The sequence below is a fragment of the Jonesia quinghaiensis DSM 15701 genome, from assembly GCF_000423205.1.
Taxonomy (GTDB): Bacteria; Actinomycetota; Actinomycetes; order Actinomycetales; family Cellulomonadaceae; genus Jonesia; species Jonesia quinghaiensis.
This window is the reverse complement of sequence record NZ_AUHN01000009.1, coordinates 37340-54718: the sequence shown is the minus strand read 5'-3', so window position 1 is coordinate 54718 and position 17379 is coordinate 37340. Positions and strand designations below refer to the sequence as shown.

17 protein-coding genes are annotated in these 17379 nt (G+C 58.8%); 12 read left to right on the top strand and 5 right to left on the bottom strand.

Annotated elements, in window-relative coordinates:
- Positions 1-22: 22 nt before the first annotated feature.
- The 7 genes from G538_RS0108005 (at position 23) to tsaD (ending at position 5928) form a co-directional block, all read left to right on the top strand.
- Positions 23-733 carry a nucleoside/nucleotide kinase family protein gene (locus G538_RS0108005; protein ID WP_084618233.1) on the top strand — a complete coding sequence of 237 codons (711 nt, stop codon included), beginning with the start codon at positions 23-25 and terminating at the stop codon, positions 731-733.
- A gap of 54 nt (positions 734-787) precedes the next feature.
- On the top strand, positions 788-1963 hold the full coding sequence (alr, locus tag G538_RS0108000; RefSeq protein ID WP_029068913.1) for an alanine racemase: 1176 nt from the start codon (positions 788-790) through the stop codon (positions 1961-1963).
- Positions 1964-2071: 108 nt separating this feature from the next.
- Complete coding sequence (gene tsaE, locus G538_RS0107995; protein WP_029068912.1) at positions 2072-2617, top strand: tRNA (adenosine(37)-N6)-threonylcarbamoyltransferase complex ATPase subunit type 1 TsaE; 546 nt, start codon at positions 2072-2074, stop codon at positions 2615-2617.
- A gap of 5 nt (positions 2618-2622) precedes the next feature.
- A complete protein-coding gene (tsaB, locus tag G538_RS0107990) occupies positions 2623-3342 on the top strand; it encodes a tRNA (adenosine(37)-N6)-threonylcarbamoyltransferase complex dimerization subunit type 1 TsaB (protein WP_029068911.1) in 720 nt (239 codons plus the stop codon).
- Positions 3339-3902 carry a ribosomal protein S18-alanine N-acetyltransferase gene (rimI, locus tag G538_RS15780; RefSeq protein WP_029068910.1) on the top strand — a complete coding sequence of 188 codons (564 nt, stop codon included), beginning with the start codon at positions 3339-3341 and terminating at the stop codon, positions 3900-3902. Before tsaB ends, rimI begins: the two co-directional genes overlap by 4 nt.
- A complete protein-coding gene (locus tag G538_RS0107980) occupies positions 3899-4825 on the top strand; it encodes a sulfurtransferase (protein WP_211218597.1) in 927 nt (308 codons plus the stop codon). Before rimI ends, G538_RS0107980 begins: the two co-directional genes overlap by 4 nt.
- 59 nt (positions 4826-4884) lie before the next feature.
- Entirely contained in the window at positions 4885-5928 is a 1044-nt protein-coding gene (gene tsaD / locus G538_RS0107975; protein ID WP_029068908.1) for a tRNA (adenosine(37)-N6)-threonylcarbamoyltransferase complex transferase subunit TsaD, read from the top strand.
- A gap of 68 nt (positions 5929-5996) precedes the next feature.
- On the opposite strand, the gene G538_RS0107970 is transcribed toward tsaD, so the two are convergent.
- Both G538_RS0107970 and G538_RS0107965 read right to left on the bottom strand, forming a co-directional pair.
- Positions 5997-7139, bottom strand: a complete 1143-nt coding sequence (locus tag G538_RS0107970) for a glutamate--cysteine ligase (RefSeq protein ID WP_029068907.1) — start codon at positions 7137-7139, stop codon at positions 5997-5999.
- Positions 7140-7148: 9 nt separating this feature from the next.
- A complete protein-coding gene (locus G538_RS0107965) occupies positions 7149-8387 on the bottom strand; it encodes a class I SAM-dependent methyltransferase (RefSeq protein ID WP_029068906.1) in 1239 nt (412 codons plus the stop codon).
- A 225-nt stretch (positions 8388-8612) separates the two neighbouring features.
- Between G538_RS0107965 and groES the strand changes: the two genes are divergently transcribed.
- Positions 8613-8906, top strand: coding sequence for a co-chaperone GroES (groES, locus tag G538_RS0107960; RefSeq protein WP_029068905.1), 294 nt, complete (start codon positions 8613-8615; stop codon positions 8904-8906).
- Between the two features lie 133 nt (positions 8907-9039).
- Here groES and G538_RS0107955 read toward each other — a convergent pair whose 3' ends face one another.
- Entirely contained in the window at positions 9040-9348 is a 309-nt protein-coding gene (locus tag G538_RS0107955; protein WP_029068904.1) for a WhiB family transcriptional regulator, read from the bottom strand.
- A gap of 730 nt (positions 9349-10078) precedes the next feature.
- Between G538_RS0107955 and G538_RS18320 the strand changes: the two genes are divergently transcribed.
- The 3 genes from G538_RS18320 (at position 10079) to G538_RS15770 (ending at position 14077) form a co-directional block, all read left to right on the top strand.
- Positions 10079-11257 (top strand): MerR family transcriptional regulator, encoded by a 1179-nt coding sequence (locus G538_RS18320; RefSeq protein ID WP_051196762.1) that lies wholly within the window; start codon positions 10079-10081, stop codon positions 11255-11257.
- Positions 11258-11378: 121 nt separating this feature from the next.
- Entirely contained in the window at positions 11379-12893 is a 1515-nt protein-coding gene (guaB, locus tag G538_RS0107945) for an IMP dehydrogenase (RefSeq protein ID WP_029068903.1), read from the top strand.
- Positions 12894-12979: 86 nt separating this feature from the next.
- A complete protein-coding gene (locus tag G538_RS15770; RefSeq protein WP_245566827.1) occupies positions 12980-14077 on the top strand; it encodes a pseudouridine synthase in 1098 nt (365 codons plus the stop codon).
- On the opposite strand, the gene G538_RS15765 is transcribed toward G538_RS15770, so the two are convergent.
- Positions 14066-14779, bottom strand: a complete 714-nt coding sequence (locus G538_RS15765) for an exonuclease domain-containing protein (protein WP_035833856.1) — start codon at positions 14777-14779, stop codon at positions 14066-14068. The two genes, G538_RS15770 and G538_RS15765, sit on opposite strands and share 12 nt — an antisense overlap.
- A gap of 104 nt (positions 14780-14883) precedes the next feature.
- On the opposite strand from G538_RS15765, the gene G538_RS0107930 reads away from it, so the two are divergent.
- Positions 14884-16017 (top strand): GuaB3 family IMP dehydrogenase-related protein, encoded by a 1134-nt coding sequence (locus G538_RS0107930; protein WP_029068902.1) that lies wholly within the window; start codon positions 14884-14886, stop codon positions 16015-16017.
- Positions 16018-16163: 146 nt separating this feature from the next.
- Here G538_RS0107930 and G538_RS0107925 read toward each other — a convergent pair whose 3' ends face one another.
- Positions 16164-17363 (bottom strand): acetate/propionate family kinase, encoded by a 1200-nt coding sequence (locus G538_RS0107925; RefSeq protein ID WP_029068901.1) that lies wholly within the window; start codon positions 17361-17363, stop codon positions 16164-16166.
- Positions 17364-17379 lie beyond the last annotated feature (16 nt).

Below are 17379 nucleotides of genomic sequence, written 5' to 3'. Positions count from 1 at the left end.
CCCTCAAACCTTGTGAGACCCCATGGACCACAGTGCACCTCACCACACCGTCTCTCCACGCGTGTTGGCGGTATCGGAACCGGAACTCATTGATGCCTTGAGCCAGGTGGCCGGTGACCTGCTTGCAGTGCGTATGCGGCAGGGGCATCACCGGGTGATGATCGGTGTCTGTGGAGCGCCGGGGGCGGGTAAATCGACTGTCGCTGCGGCTCTTGCCCAGTCCCTGTCCCAGCAGGGCCATAGTGCTGTGGTGTTCCCGATGGATGGGTTTCATCTTGCGCAATCCCAGTTGGCGGCCTTAGGTCTCACGTCAGTGAAGGGGGCGCCTGCGACGTTTGATGCTCATGGGTTTGTGGCGTTACTTCGCCGGGTTCATGGCGCAACGCATCCCGTTTATGCTCCGGTGTTCCACCGGGATCTTGAGGAGTCATTCGCGGCTGATTTGTGCATACCTCCCACAACACAGGTCGTTATTGTGGAGGGCAATTATCTCCTTCTTGACGAAGAGCCATGGGCACATGTTCGAGATATTCTCGATGCAACCTGGGCGCTCTGTCTGCCGCAAGAAGTACGCCAAGAACGGCTCATCGCCCGCCATACCGCTTACGGTAAAGAACCTGTGGCGGCCAGAGCGTGGGCACTGGGATCGGACGAGGTCAACGCAGAACTCATCAATCAGTCGGTTCGCCGGGCTGATCTTCTTGTGGAGGTCGCTCCTCCAGATCACTACTAGGTTCTGCCCAGACTCTGCACACTGCTGGCACGAACCAAGTGTAAGAATGGGGGAGTGAGCCAGCCCAGCCAGTTTCCCGCCCTGTACCCTGCCCGCGCCATTATTGACTTACCAGCAATTTCGCACAACGTCGCGTCGATGACCAGTAGGGTTCGGTCCCATCACCCTCAGGCTCAGGTGATGGCTGTGGTCAAAGCAAACGCCTATGGTCACGGGCTAGTTCCCAGCGCACGGGCAGCCTTGCAGGGCGGCGCCACCTGGTTGGGGGTGGCCCAAGCATCTGAAGCGTTAGCGTTACGTTCTGCAGGGGTTCCGGGGCGTATTCTCACCTGGTTGTATGCTCCAGGTGTTCCCTTTGCGGAACTTCTCGCTGCGGACATCGATGTGTCTGTCGCTGCACCGTGGGCGGCGCACCAGGTGATTGCAGCAGCACGTGACACGGGTGTGCAAGCGCGGGTGCACGTCAAGGTTGATACCGGACTTGGCCGCAATGGGGCGACCCTTGACCATGTGGGTGAGATCCTGGATCCGCTTCTTGATGCCCAACGGGCCGGGCTCGTGAGCATCACCGGGGTGTGGTCCCATTTTGCTTTTGCAGATGAACCTGACCACCCCACCGTTGTGGCGCAAGCCCATGTGTTTGATCAGGCCATCGCCCTGTTTGAGCGTGAAGGCGCCCACCTTGAGGTGCGGCACCTCGCCAACTCCGCTGCGACACTGACAAACCCTGCAGCCACCTATGATCTCGTGCGGCCAGGACTCGCGGTGTATGGTCTGTCCCCAGTTCCTCACCTAGGGGGCCCACAGGACTTTGATCTGCGACCCGCAATGACGTTGGAAGCTGACGTCGCCACCGTGAAGGACCTCCCAGCAGGGCACGGCGTCTCCTACGCTCATCACTACCTCACCCAGCGTGACACCCGCCTAGCTGTTCTGCCCGTGGGGTACGCTGATGGCATCCCACGGCACGCATCGGGCGCGCACAATGAACCAGGGGGCCCAATTGCTCTCGGCGGTAAACGCCTTGCCATTGCTGGGCGGGTCTGTATGGACCAAGTTGTTGTGGACATTGGTGACTTACCTGTTGTTGAAGGTGACCGTGCTGTTCTCTTTGGCGACCCCAGTGCAGGGGTGCCAGGGGCGCAGGACTGGGCAGATGCTGCCGGAACAATCTCATACGAGATCACCACCCGCCTCGCTGACCGAGTCCCAAGGATCTACCTCACCTAGTGCCACCCCGTTTATCCTGCGGTGTCCCGCCGCCCCCACCGGGTGCCCGAGTAGCGCTCTGGTGCCGCTGGTTCGTCGCCGGTGGGCGGCGGGTGGATAATAGGTGTCGTGACCTCACAGCAGACTTTCACATGCGCCCTGCCTGACCCTCAGGCCACGCAGCAGTTCGGTGAAGCACTCGCCACGCATCTGCGTGCCGGCGACCTCATCGTATTGACTGGTGACCTCGGAGCTGGAAAAACCACCATGACCAAAGGCATAGGTCGTGGATTGGGTGTGCGTGGCTCGGTTGCCTCACCGACCTTCATCATTGCGCGCGAACATCCACCGTTGGGGGACGGGCCAGGGCTCGTCCACGTTGACGCTTACCGGTTGGGGTCGCTAGAAGAGGTGGACGCTCTTGATTTGGACACCTCACTTGACGAATGCGTGACCGTGGTGGAGTGGGGTTCAGGGCTCGTTGATGGGCTAGCCACTGATCGTCTTGACATTGTTCTAACCCGCCCCCATGGCGGTATTGACGCCAACACAACTGACCTTGACGGTGCCGAAGGCGGCGAACGCGCAATCACGCTTACCGCGCACGGAGACCGGTGGGCAGGTATTGACCTTGGGTCGTTGACTCCATCGCACCGTGAGACAAAGGAGAACTAGCCGACATGGCCATCCTCAGTGTTGATACCTCAGCTGCGGTCAGTGTGTCCGTCCTGACTGATTCAGGTGTGGAGCTTAGCTCTGCTCACGTCCCTCAAGAACGCCGCCACGCTGAGGAACTGACTCCTCTTATTGTGAGGACTCTTGACCGTGCACGGTGCCTTCCCAGTGACATTACTACCGTCGTTGCGGGTCGTGGACCAGCCCCTTTCACGGGTTTGCGGGTGGGTTTGGTGACTGCGCAGGCGTTCGCTTTTGGTGTAGGAGCGACAACGGTTGGAGTGTGTTCCCTCGATGCGATAGCTGCTCAGGCCGCCTATGAGCGTGGGTATAAGCCAGGCACGCGCGTTATGGTGCTGTCCGATGCTCGCCGCAAAGAGGTGTACTACGGCCACTACCAGGTTGGGGAAACTACGCCTGAAGCCCCAGGGGGGTTGCCGCACCTTGTGACACTTGATGGCCCCGGTGTGATGCGACCTCAAGACCTTGCACAAAGTGGTCTGCTTGAACAGTGCGTCATCATTGGCCGCGGAGCGGACCTGTACCGTGACGACATGCCCGCCGACGCCATCGATAGCGAAGCCCCGAGTGTCCCTTCCACGACCGTGCTCGCCCAGTTGGCGTGTGCTGCTTTGGCGCGAGGAGAAGACCTCCCCGCAACCCCGCTATACCTGCGCCGCCCAGATGCGCAAGTACCTGCCGCCCGTAAGCGAGCAACAGCATGAGCCTGACAGTAGATCCCATCATCACGCCACGCGGACCGGTCCGGTTGCGCCCCATGACGAGCCGAGACCTTGACCGCATTGTTGAGTTAGAGGGGCAACTCTTTGGGTCATCTGCGTGGTCGTACGGCATGCTCGCCGACGAGCTTGGTGCCCTAGGTAGGTGGTACATCGTTGCTGACCTCGACGTGAAAGATGAGGCAGGCGGTGACACCGTCATTGGGTACGCCGGTTCATGGTTCGACGGTGACGTTTCCCAAATAATGACCATCGGGGTGTCTCCTCAATACCAGCGCCTATCGCTGGGAACCATGCTCCTCGACGCACTCATTAACCGTGCGCGCCAAGTACATGCTGGCGCAATCTTGTTGGAAGTTGCGGTAAACAACGCCGCAGCCATCTCCCTGTACGAACGCCACGGTTTCGAACGCATCTCCACACGCCGCCGCTACTACCAACCAGGTGACATTGACGCCTATGTCATGCGAAAAATCTTGACCACCCCCACCCCATCGCCTGGGCCCATTGGGCACGAGGCACTTCCGCAGGAGGACCACGAGTGAGTCACGCCCAAGCACCGCAAGACAGCCAACGCAGCCACGTCTTCATCACCGCCGATGACCTACGTACCGCCGTGGAAACTCAACCCACAACACTTCGCATCCTTGATGTCCGCTGGCAACTGGGCAACACCAGTGGCCGCAACGACTACGAAGAGCAACACATTCCGGGTGCGCTCTTCGCGGACCTCGACACCCAACTCGCAGCCCCAGCAAGCCCAGAAGCCGGGCGGCACCCCCTCCCATCCCTCCACGCACTCACCGACTCTGTGCGCTGCTGGGGGATCACCCACGATCACACCGTTGTCGTGTATGACGCAGTAGGTGGGCTCAGTGCAGCACGGGCCTGGTGGCTACTGCGCTGGGCAGGGATCACAGATGTGCGCATCCTCGACGGTGGGCTCCCCGCCTGGGTGAGTGCGGGAGGGCCCGTAGCATCAGGAAACGAAACCACCACCCCAACTGACATTGACCTCACCGCAGGTCACTTGCCCACCATCACCATGGACGAAGCGGAAGGGTTCCCCGAACACGGCATCCTCCTTGACGCACGGGCACCAGAACGCTACGCAGGAACCCACGAACCTATTGACCCACGCCCAGGCCACATCCCTGGGGCGCTCAACACCCCAACCGCTCACTTCCTGAACTCCGACGGGCAAATCCTGCCATCGGTTGAACTCATCGACATTCTTGCTGACACCGGTGTCTTAGACCCTGACCAAGCGGAAGATGACTCCGAAGGCCTCGTAGCAACATCTGACCAACCCGTTGCCGTGTACTGCGGCTCAGGGGTCACCGCATCACACGCCATTGCGGTACTGGCATCCTTGGGGATCGAAGCAGCCCTATACCCCGGCTCCTGGTCACAGTGGTCACAAGACCACACCCGACCCGCAGAAACCGGCGAGCACGCCGAACCGTAACATCCCCAACGCCGCGACGCGTTGACACTCCCACAACTCACCAGCGAGGTACCCCGAGCATGTCACAGCCCCTGATCCTTGGCATCGAGACGTCCTGCGACGAAACTGGCGTCGCCCTTGTCCGAGGCCACGACCTGCTGTTTGACGCAGTCGCAAGTTCCATGGACGAACACGCACGGTTTGGCGGCATCATCCCAGAAGTCGCCTCCCGAGCCCACCTCGAAGCGATGATCCCCACCATCCGCCGGGCACTGACTGAAGCCAACGTGGACCTCACCGACGTCGACGCGGTGGCAGTAACGGCCGGACCAGGGCTCGTTGGGCCGCTCACCATCGGCGCATCGGCTGCGAAAGCGCTCGCAGTGGCAATCAACAAGCCGCTGTATGGGGTGAACCACGTTGTGGGGCACGCAGCGGTTGACCAGCTAGTACATGGGGCTTTCCCTGAGAGGTTTATGGCCCTGGTGGTGTCTGGGGGGCACTCCTCCCTGCTGATGGTGGAGGATATTGCCACCTCAGTTCGCGAGTTGGGGTCCACTCTCGATGACGCGGCAGGAGAAGCCTTTGACAAGGTGGGCCGATTGCTGGATTTGCCTTACCCAGGTGGGCCACACATCGACCGGCTTGCGCGTGAGGGAAACCCCCATGCGATCCGCTTCCCGCGTGCTTTAACGGGGGGCCGGGACAAAGAGAAGCATCTCTATGACTTCTCATTTTCGGGGTTGAAAACATCGGTGGCACGCTGGGTTGAAGCTCGCCATGACGCAGGTGAGGACATTCCGTTGAACGATGTTGCAGCCTCATTCGCAGATGCCGTGGCTGATGTGCTGACAGCAAAAACCATTGCCGCTTGCCAGCGTCATGACATTGACACGCTGGTCATTGGTGGTGGATTCTCCGCGAACTCCCAATTGCGTGACATGGCTGCTCAGCGCTGCGCTCAAGCGGGCATTACGCTGCGGATTCCGCCAATTCGTTACTGCACCGACAATGGCGCAATGATTGCCTCGTTGGGGGCGTCACTTGTTGCGGCGAACGTTGCACCATCAACCCTTGATTTTCCAGTGGATTCTTCGATGCCGCTGATGATTACCCACGTGTAATCACGTGTGGTGAGTGGGCCGCTGGTTGGCGGTTCCCCCTAGCGGTCCACTCATCACAGCGTGGGACGTTACAGTGGTTTTCCTGCGCGCATCTCTCGGACAAGGTGGTCGACGACAGCCCCGAGGTCCCCGCCATGACGGCGCGCTACAGCGCGTTGACGCTGGTAGGAGGCGCCTTTGCGCATGATGGTGTCGATGTGTCGGAGTTCTTCTAGGCACCCTAGACGCTCCGCGGTGGGTTCTAGCATGGTGAGGAGTCGGGGCAGGTCATCGGTGATAAGTGCTTCATCGCCCGCGTTGTTCAGGATGAGGATCGCGTCCATCCCGTACCGTGCTGATCGCCACTTGTTCTCTTGAATGAACCACGATTGCATGGTGGGGAGCTCTTTACCCTCATCAAGCATGGTGGAGAAATACTCCACCAAACACTGTGTGAGTGCTGCTAGTGCGAGAACTTCGGTGATGTTTGAGGAGCCATCGGCTATCCGCGTTTCGATGGTTCCATACCGCAGCGACGGGCGCAGATCCCATCGCACTTCATCAAACTGGTCAATCACTCCAACTTTGAGCATGTCATCGACGTATGCTTCCAGTTGAGACCATTCGTCAAACTGAAAAGGTAACCCGGCTGTTGGTAGTTGTTGAAACATCAGCGCCCGGTTGGAGGCGTATGACGTGTCTTTGCCGCCCCAGAACGGTGAGCTAGCGGACAACGACTGAAAGTGCCCAAAGTAGGTCATCATGGCGCGCATAATCGGCAGCACTTTGCGGCGCTCCTCGATCCCCACATGGACGTGGATGCCGTAGATCAGCATTTGGCGTCCCCACCACTGAGTGCGATCGATGAGTGTGGCGTAGCGCTGTTTGTCGGTGACTTTTTGGTTTGTCCACCGGGCAAAGGGGTGTGTCCCGGCACACATGAATTCCACGCGCAGTGGGTCTGTGAGTTCACGCAACTGTTCAATGGAGAGTGTGAGGTCTTTGCCTGCCTCTGCAATGGTATTGCACACACCGGTGACAATTTCCACGGTGTTGAGCAATAACTCCTGACGAATGTGGGGGTGCTGCCCCCCGCCCTCTGGTGTCACTGCGTCAAGAATGGTCTGGGCCACTTGTCGAAGGTCGCCAGAGTCCTTATCCACCAGGGCTAGTTCCCATTCGATACCTACTGTGGAACGCGCCGAACGCCCAAACTCAAGTGCTGCTGCCATGGTGACTCCCTAGATGGGCTGCGCGATGATTGCCACGCGGGCAGACCCCACCCTTGTGAGAATAACTGTGCAACTGTGGGGGCCGCGCAAGCCCAATTGAGGTCGCAGTTTTTCGGGGGTGATGTCTATGCCGCGTTTCTTGATCTCTACTGAGCCAACTTTACGTTCCTTGAGGTAGGAGCGCAGGTTTTTCACGTTGTAAGGAAGAACATCTTCCACCCGGTATGCCCTGGCGAGGCGAACCCCATCTGCGCTGGGTGCCACGGCTGAATCACCAGTGAGGTAGGCGATAGAGGGATCGAGGAGGCTGGCATCAAGGCGGGCAGCAAGGTCTCGAACTAAACCAGCGCGAATAATGGCGCCATCTGGCTCATACACCACACTACCTATGTCACTCGGCGTAGCGATCACCGGAACATCGGGCCCAGAGGCAGTACCCCTGTCTGCGCCTTCCCGTTCATCATCAAGACGCCGGAATGTGTGTGCAGCCTGGCCGGCATGGTCCATGAGTAGCGCAGTGCGTCCCTGGGTATGGGAGAGAGGACCAAACCACACACTCGCTTCAACGACATCACCACCTACGGAGACCCACTGTGCTTCAGTGCCAGCAGGGATGTGCTCATGCCCGATGCCTGGCCCCACTTTGACCCCCAGTGCCGGGACCCGTTGCGCGAGATCCCACACCGTAGGCAACGGGGGAAGGTGGGCTGCCGGGTCGAAAACCCGGCGCCCAGCTGTGCGCCGGGCAGGGTCAGCGTAGATGGCATCAATTCCATGTGTCTCAAAATCAAGGGTGAGGGAGTCAGCGTTGATGACCTGAACCTCAGGGAATGGCCGAACATTGTGGGCTGCGATGGTTGCTGTCTCAGCGTCAATGTCGCAAGCAGTGACCCGCAACCCCAGCGCCCCAAAAGCCATGGCATCTGCGCCAATGCCTGCCGTGAGGTCAACAATATGGGTGATGCCTGCGTTGAGGTAGCGCCGAGCGTGGTGTACGGCTACGGGCAGTCGGGTCGCTTGTTCAAGCCCGTCTCTGGTGAACAACATGCGTGCGGCAAAGGGGCCAAATTTTTCCCCGGCCTTCCACCGAAACTGCGCTTGGGTGAGTGCGGCCGCGATCAGCTCAGGTTCCCACCCTTGCGCACGCAGTGTCGCGGTAAGAGTTAAAACCGTGGACGAGTCGTACGGCTCCACGAGGGCAAGGAGTTCTTCTCCGCGGGGCGTCATGAGGTGTTCGATCAGCGACATTGTTCCATCCTCACATGGAAGTGCAGGGCAGTGGGGCACAGGGAAGGGAGTGTTCATCGCAGAGCGAACCGCCCTCACATTGGCACTCACCTTGACCGAGTGCTAATCGCGCCCTACATTAGACAGTGGAGCAATCACCTACGGTATTGACCCCCGCGACGGCAATGGCGTGGGAGATTGTATTTGGTAAACCATCACTCAACTCAACGCGAAAGGGTGGTCCGCGTGTCGGTCTCCATCAAGCCGCTCGAGGATCGGATCGTCGTTAAGGCTCTTGAAGCCGAAACCACACTTCCATCCGGTCTCGTCATCCCAGACACCGCTACCGAGAAGCCTCAAGAAGGTGAGGTGCTCGCTGTCGGTCCAGGACGTATTGACGACAAGGGTAACCGTATCCCTGTTGACGTGACCGTCGGCGACAAGGTTATTTACTCCAAGTACGGCGGAACTGAAATCAAGTACGCCGGTGAGGAGTACCTCATCCTCTCAGCTCGTGACGTGCTCGCCGTTGTCGGCTAACACTCATCTGTAACGTCTGGCTGCATCATGTGATGCAGCCAGACGAAGAAAAACTCGGTGGTACACGCCCTGGACTGCGTATACCACCGAGTTTTTTGTTGTTGCGGCGAGGAATCTGCCGGTGCGGCGAACCTCAGCCTGCGATACGTGCGATCTCTGCCTGACGATCGCGCTCGGCCACAATGGCGTGGCGCTCGTCCTCAGATAGGCCGCCCCAGACTCCGTAAGGCTCGCGAACCTTGAGTGACTGTTCGCGGCATTGCATCATCACAGGGCAGGCGCCGCAGATTGCTTTGGCCTTTTCTGCACGGCGGCGGCGGGAGGACCCGCGCTCGCCTTCAGGGTGGAAGAACAGGGTGTCTTCAACATCCCGGCACGCTCCTTGGTACTGCCATTCCCATAGTTCCATTACTGGACCGGGCAGACGCGAAACATCCGTCATGATTAACTCCCTTCAGTGCGCTGCCCTTGTGTGGCAAGGATCACGCGGCGGTTCGTTCTTGTTGTCACCAACGTATATCGTTTCGAAGGTTATTCAAAAGCCGTTCGGCGGGTTAAAAGTTGTTCGCTTCACGAATCTAGGTACTTTCCCCGTGAAGAACCGCGTAAATCCGCGCTTCTCGCAAAAGTAAGGGGAGAGGTGCCCATGTGAGGGGGTTGTCAACGTCACGCCTGCATGACCTAAGGCCCTTGATTGAGTGGGAGGAATCTTCCACGAGAAGTTCTGCTGAAAACGCGAAGAATTGTTCAGGATTGAGCGAATACTTCCCGCTATTTCGCCAGTAAAACCCCTGTATGCGCTGCACATCGGCAAGTTTTCACGCGCTGCCGAGGGGCGGTGTCGAGAAAGCCACGTGCAGGTGTTTTCCGCGTAAACGGCCCTCCATGTTGAATGAACAAGGTGTGAACTGCTTGGGATGAACGTTCGTGGCCCCTCAAGCAAGACGAAGCGCTCTTGACGCGGTTTCCAACGTGCGAAAAGCGTTTCACTTCGGCATGATGGAGTTCCAGCACAGCCGCACGGTATTGACGAGACGACGAGCACAACGTCCGCTGGGGGCGCACAGCGCTGCAGGACACGCAGCCACGGTGCCAAAACAGCCCACAACGGCTGACCGACGAGGCAGACGCAACAGGGCCAAGGGGACATCATGGGAGCGAGGAACCGACTGGTGACGCGACAGCAATATCCAGCACTGAGCGTAGCGGCAGTAGCCCAACGACTCGGAGTTGCACCGTCGACATTACGAACCTGGGACCGCCGATACGGATTAGGTCCCTCGGCACACGCACTCGGATCACACCGCCGCTACACCGCACAAGACGTTGCCAGACTCATGGTGATGCGCACCTGGGTGCTACGGGGCGCATCGGGCAGTGAAGCGGCACAAGCAGCCCAAGACATGGCAGCCGGCGACCTTGACTACGCTGCTGTAGAACATGAGCTCGACGAAGCCCTCAATGCAGCCGGACACCGACCCACCCGCCTTGTCGAAACCGTTGCGTCGTCTGCGAGCGATGCAAGTAGCGCGGTATCTTCACAATCACCGCCGCCAGCGCCTCGCCCGTCGTCCCCTGGTAGCCCCAATGAGCCAGCGAAAGTTTCGCGTTTGCGGGTTGCGCCCGTTGAACCCGACCCCACCTCATCAATGAGCTACCCCGAGCGGTGCACCGAACTTGTTAAAGAGGCACTGCAAGACAACGACGTGCAATGCACAAAACTGCTGCAACTCAACCCCGGTGACGATGTCATCGGATGGTGGAAACAACTTGTGCGACCAGCGTTAGACCGCCTCGACAGTCACACGGTGTTGGCCCGGCCCGGGCAAAGCCCGTATCTCTTGGTGGGAACTCTGGCTCTCGCGCAGATGCGGCGATTTACGCGGTCCTTGGAAGCTCGAAACCCACGCACTGCGCGGCCGCACCCATCGCGCCTGCGAAACATTGTGCTTGTTTTTGCGCCCCCCAACGACACACTGGCACTGCCTGCGCACGTCCTTACTGCAGCTTTGCTCGGTGAAGACCACAATGCGCACATCATTATTGGCCCGGAAAACGGACACCGTGTGACAGAACTCGTCACGATGGTGCGCCCAGCAGCCGTTGTGTTTGTCTCTACCCACAAAGCGCCCGACCTCACCGTGCTGCGCACCCTTGTTGACGCGCACCCGGACCTCCCAACCTTCATGGGCTTGGGGCCAGACATCGACCTTGGTGAACTGATCTCACGGCCGCACGTCAGCCGTATTCGCAGTTTCACTGCACTGTTCCACGAGGTCGCGGCAGCAGCAGGAAACCGAACATCCGCCCCTGACTATTGGAATAGTTCCGGGGCATCCACCGTGCAATAAGCGCGACGCCTTTTGTCTCGTTTCGTCCACAGGCCATCTGACTCCACACAGTCAGGTGGCCTGTGTCTCATTGCTAGGCGAAGGGGGTCACGGGCACAGCGATGGCACGTAGTATTCTGATATGACTGAGTCGCACGCATCGCATGATCCCTTCGGCTTCCTCGGCCTTACCTACGACGACGTTCTGCTTTTGCCGAACGAGACCGATGTCATTCCCAGCGAAGTGGATACTTCCACTCGCCTGACCAAAGACATTCGCATTTCCATACCGCTGATCTCAGCAGCGATGGACACCGTCACAGAATCCCGGATGGCGATTGCTATGGCACGCCAAGGCGGGATTGGCATCATTCACCGCAACCTGTCGATTGACGAACAAGCACGCAACGTTGACGTCGTAAAGCGTTCCGAATCCGGAATGATCACCGACCCAGTCACCGTTGGGCCAGACGCAACCATTGAAGAACTCGACCACCTATGTGGCCGATACCGAGTATCTGGCCTACCTGTCGTCGACAGCGGAAACACCCTCGTGGGTATTATCACCAACCGCGACCTACGGTTTGTTAAACCCGAAGCATTCGCCACAACCCGGGTGCGCGACATTATGACGCCGATGCCACTCATCACCGGTGATGTTGGAATCTCACGAGACGACGCTGCTGACCTCCTTGCCCGTCACCGCATCGAAAAGCTCCCGCTGGTGGATGACCAAGGGCGCCTGCGCGGGCTGATCACAGTCAAAGACTTTGTTAAAACCCAGCAATACCCCCACGCCACCAAAGACGACGAAGGGCGCCTGCGAGTAGGCGCCGCTATTGGTTTCTACGGGGACGCGTGGGAACGGGCCACAGCACTTGCTGAAGCTGGGGTTGATGTTCTGGTCGCAGACACCGCAAACGGCCATGCCCGGTTGCTGCTGGAAATGGTGCAACGCATCAAGTCAGACCCATTCTTTAAGAATGTTCAGGTCATCGGTGGAAACGTTGCAACCTACGATGGTGCCCGAGCACTCGCCCAAGCCGGTGTGGACGCCGTCAAAGTGGGTGTGGGGCCAGGATCAATCTGTACCACACGCGTGGTTGCCGGAGTGGGCGTCCCGCAGGTCACCGCTGTGTACGAGGCCGCTCGGGCATGCCACGAGTTCGGTGTCCCCGTGATCGCTGACGGTGGTTTGCAGTACTCCGGTGACATCGCTAAAGCTATGGTGGCAGGCGCGGAGTCAGTGATGCTGGGATCCCTGCTTGCTGGGTGCGATGAGTCCCCAGGCGAATTGGTGTTTGTGAACGGTAAGCAGTACAAGCACTACCGCGGCATGGGGTCGCTGGGGGCAATGGCCTCGCGCGGAAAAACCTCATATTCCAAAGACCGCTACTTCCAGGCGGATGTTTCCTCTGATGACAAAATCGTCCCCGAGGGCATTGAAGGGCAAGTTCCTTACCGCGGCCCACTAGGTGCAGTGGCCTACCAACTCACCGGAGGCCTGCACCAGTCGATGTTCTATGTCGGGGCACGCACCATTGGTGAACTGCGTGAGCGCGGGAAGTTCGTGCGCATCACCGCTGCTGGTTTGAAAGAGTCCCACCCTCACGACATTCAAATGACTGTGGAAGCTCCCAACTACACCGGTTACTAAAAACTACCGAGTCATGTGCGCATGTGGGGTGTTTCGAGGAATCGGACACCCCACATGCATGTTCGTGTTGCCAATAAAGGAGACCCGTGGTCCGGCGCAGACGCTCTGCCCCTTTGCCTATTCGTGATGGCATTAACCCTGTCCGCCTCCAAATGCCGCACCCAGGGCAGTTGATTCCCCGTGCGAAACGCCCGCACACCAGTGCTCCCCGTGACGCCATGGGGTTATCGCGCGATGCGCTAGGGCGAACAGAAGGTGTCCAGGCGACGAGTGAGGTCCCCGATCAGGCGCCGGTGTACGCACCTGATGACCTAGCCACCGTGGCAGAATTTTTGGCGTGGCGGTTCCCGCATGATGCCGACACATTGTTGCGCAAACTTGGCGCGGGGGAAGTTGTTGATGAAGTTGGCCGGCCACTACATCTGACGTCGCCATACTGTGCAGGTGGGCTCATTTACCTGTACCGCGACCCAGATCCGGAACCGGAGGTTCCGTTTGCCATCGAAGTTGTGCATGAAGACGATGACCTTTTGGTCATTGATAAACCGCATTTTCTCGCCACGACACCCAAGGGTCGCTATGTCACTGAAACGGCTTTAGTACGGCTTCGCAAAGAGACAAGTAATCCTCACCTGAGCCCTGCGCACCGGCTAGACCGCCTCACGGCAGGTGTGCTGGTGTTCACCAAACGACCTGAGCTTCGTTCGGTGTACCAGGACATGTTTTCTCGCAGAGAAGTGACCAAGGTTTATCAAGCTGTTGCCCCAGTTCGCAATGACCTTGACCTCCCAACAACGATCCGTAGTCGACTCCTCAAAGAACATGGGGTCATGCGTGCTCACACTGTCCCTGGGGAACCCAATACCGAAACGCTGGTTACCCTCAGCGCCACCCGTCAACTCCCCACCGGGCACGATGCTGGGGTCAGCGAAGTGGGGTTGTACACGTTGTACCCGCACACCGGTAAAACGCATCAGTTGCGCATTCATATGGCGGCTTTGGGGGTGGGGATTGTGTATGACAATTACTACCCAGATTTTTACGATGTTGAGCGTGACGACTACCGGCACCCACTTCAGTTATTGTCGTGGCGCCTTGGGTTCACCGACCCAGTGACTGGGGTGGACCGTGAGTTTGTTTCTCAGCGCACCCTTGAGGTGTGGGAACAAGCCTTAGACTCCTGAAGGGGCTGCTGACGACAACCACGTGGTGCCAACATCTGCTGGGCGTCCCTGCCGGGCAAGCCACTGGTTAAAGTTTGTTGCCCATTCTTGGTGGGCGGTGTGTTGAAAGGCGTGAAGGTCCTCTAGGGACATTGCTAGCAACCGAGGGTGGTGCTGCACCATACGTTCCAAGATGTCTAACGTCGCCACAACATCGGCATCTGCGGTGTGAAGCGTTCCAGTGTCCACCACCCCATAAAACTCGCACAGGTTCACGAGGCGGCGTTTTCCCCGCCGGTACCGGTCTACGGCGCGGTCTAACACCAGTGGGTCAATAACTGGCGCCACAGGGCGCCCCAGTCGTTGCTCAAGCGTTGCCACACCGTGGCGACGTAGTTCAGCGTCCAAGATGCACACATCGAATGTGGCGTTATATGCCACCAGCGGTGCCCCGGAACTCATGTGGCTGGTGATCGCTTGGGCAATCTCTTCTAAAGCTGCAGGCGGTGCCTGGCCAAACTCCTGAGCATGTTCCGTGGTGATGCCATGAATATTTGATGCTTCTACCGGGATAGGCACACCAGGGTCAATGAGCCACGTACGCAGCGACGTCACATCACCCTCACGTACAACGAGTGCAGCCGTCACAATGCGGTCTTCATCGGTATCCACACCTGTGGTCTCCGTATCGAAGCCCAGCAGCGGCCCCCTGCTCCAGTCCATGCCATTCCTTTCGAAGTTTCTCGCTGACTCAAGCATGACAGGTGGGTCTGACACAACTTGTCGTCCCACGCCTGACGTGCGCAAAACACGATACGCTGAGAAGCGTGACTAATGAGATTGAGATCGGCCGCGGCAAGCGGGGACGGCGCGCCTACACCTTCGATGACATCGCAGTGGTGCCTTCCCGCAGGACCCGCGACCCCCAAGACGTTTCCACGGGTTGGCAAATTGACGCCTACCACTTCGACATCCCCGTGATGGCTGCGCCCATGGACTCGGTTATGAGCCCTGAGACGGCTATTGCCCTCGGGCGTCTTGGCGGTTTAGGTGTGCTGGACCTCGAAGGGCTGTGGACCCGGTACGAAGACCCTCGTCCACTGCTTGCTGAGATCGCACGCCTCCCAGCTGACCAGTCCACTGCGCGAATGCAGCAGATCTACGCAGAACCCATCAAAGCAGAACTCATTACCCAGCGGCTTCGGCAGATCCGCGAAGCAGGGGTAACCGTTGCTGGTTCACTGTCACCAGCACGCACCCAGCAATTCTCCCAGCAGGTTGTTGACGCCGGGGTGGATCTTTTCGTCATCCGCGGCACAACCGTGTCTGCTGAGCACGTCTCCTCACAAGCTGAACCACTGAACCTGAAGCGATTCATCTACGAACTAGACGTTCCAGTGATCGTTGGAGGTGCGGCGTCATACACCGCATCGCTCCACCTGATGCGCACCGGTGCAGCTGGAGTCCTCGTCGGTTTTGGTGGTGGAGCAGCGCAAACAACCCGCACCTCACTGGGCATTCACGTGCCAATGGCCACGGCCTTGGCAGACGTTGCTGCAGCCCGCCGCGACTACCTCGACGAATCGGGTGGGCGCTACGTTCACGTCATCGCAGATGGTGGCGTTGGTCGCTCAGGGGACCTCGTCAAAGCGATTGCGTGTGGCGCAGATGCTGTGATGATTGGCGCTGGTTTGGCTCGAGCCACCGAGGCACCTGGTCAAGGATGGCACTGGGGACCAGAAGCCCATCACCCACAACTGCCTCGCGGCGAACGCGTTGAGGTCGGCACCGCAGGGCCGTTGGAAGAAATTCTCCACGGTCCAGGTACCCGAGCTGATGGCACCCTCAACATGATTGGCGCCCTCAAACGCGCCATGGCTACCACGGGCTACTCTGACCTGAAAGAGTTCCAACGCATCGAGGTTGTTGTTTCTCCGTATAGCGGCTCCCCTCGAGGCTAGTTATCAGCACAACTGTCTGGTTGAGTAGTTCAGCCACTCAGTAACTCAGCCACATATGACGATGCCCGCCCACCATATGGTGGGCGGGCATCGTCATATGCTGTTATTCGCCAAGGACGCCGTGAGACGCAGCGGCGCCCACCGCGCTATTGACCGATGAGGTCCATGGTTTGGCGTGCGATCGCTAGTTCCTCATTGGTGGGGATGACCGCGATGGTGACTGTGGAGTCAGGCGCGGAGACGACACGAGCTTCCTTACTGCGAACATTGTTGACCTCAGGGTCGATGCGCACCCCGAAACCAGCCAGAGCTTGCGCAACGCGTTCACGGATCAGAGCGTTGTTTTCTCCTACACCTGCGGTGAAGGTGATGACGTCTGGTAGTCCGCCAAGAACTGCCATGTAGGAACCGACGTATTTCACGAGTCGGTGAACGTACACATCGAACGCAACGGTTGCTTCGTGGTTGCCCTCATCAATCATGCGCAGCAGCTCACGGAAGTCGTTTTCTCCGCAGAGCCCTTTGAGGCCGGACTGTTTATTGAGCACGGTGTTTACTTCATCTGCTGACATCCCTGCTTCGCGTTGCAGGTGCAACACGATGGCGGGGTCCATGTCACCGGTGCGGGTACCCATGACCAAACCTTCCAAGGGGGTCAGCCCCATGGAAGTTTCGACTGCTTCACCGTTCTTTACCGCCGAGATCGATGCGCCAGAGCCAAGGTGGGCAACAATCTGTTTGATGTCCTTGTAGTCTCGGCCAAGCAGCATAGCGGCTTGTTCGGAGACGTACTGGTGGCTTGTGCCATGGAATCCGTAGCGACGGATGGAGTGTTGTGCTGCGAGTTCGCGAGGCAGCGCGTAGGTGTAGGCAGCCTCAGGCAGGGTTTGGAAGAAGGATGTATCAAAGATTGCGACGTGAGGTACGTCAGCGAACAGTTCGCGTGCCACCTCGATGCCTTTGACGTGTCCTGGGTTGTGCAGTGGTGCCAGGGGGATCAGGTCACGGATCTGCTCAAGGACGTGGTCATCAATAAGAGTTGGGTGTGGGAACACTGAGCCACCCTGTACGACCCGGTGGCCAACGGCAACAATGTTGGCGTCTGCCAGGTGAGGTCCGTGTGCTTCGAAGAGACGCAGGACTTCTCGTAGGCCATCTCCGTGGTCACCAATGTGGATGTTCTCGCTGTGTTCCACGCCGTTGTAGCGGTGTTCGACAAGTCCCATGTCTTCGCCGATACGCTCGACGATTCCACCGGCAATTGCCTCGGCAGTTGCTGGGTCTAGGAGCTGGTACTTGATGGTGGAAGATCCTGCGTTGATGACGAGGACGGTTGCGCTGCTCATACCGTGGTGTGTCTCC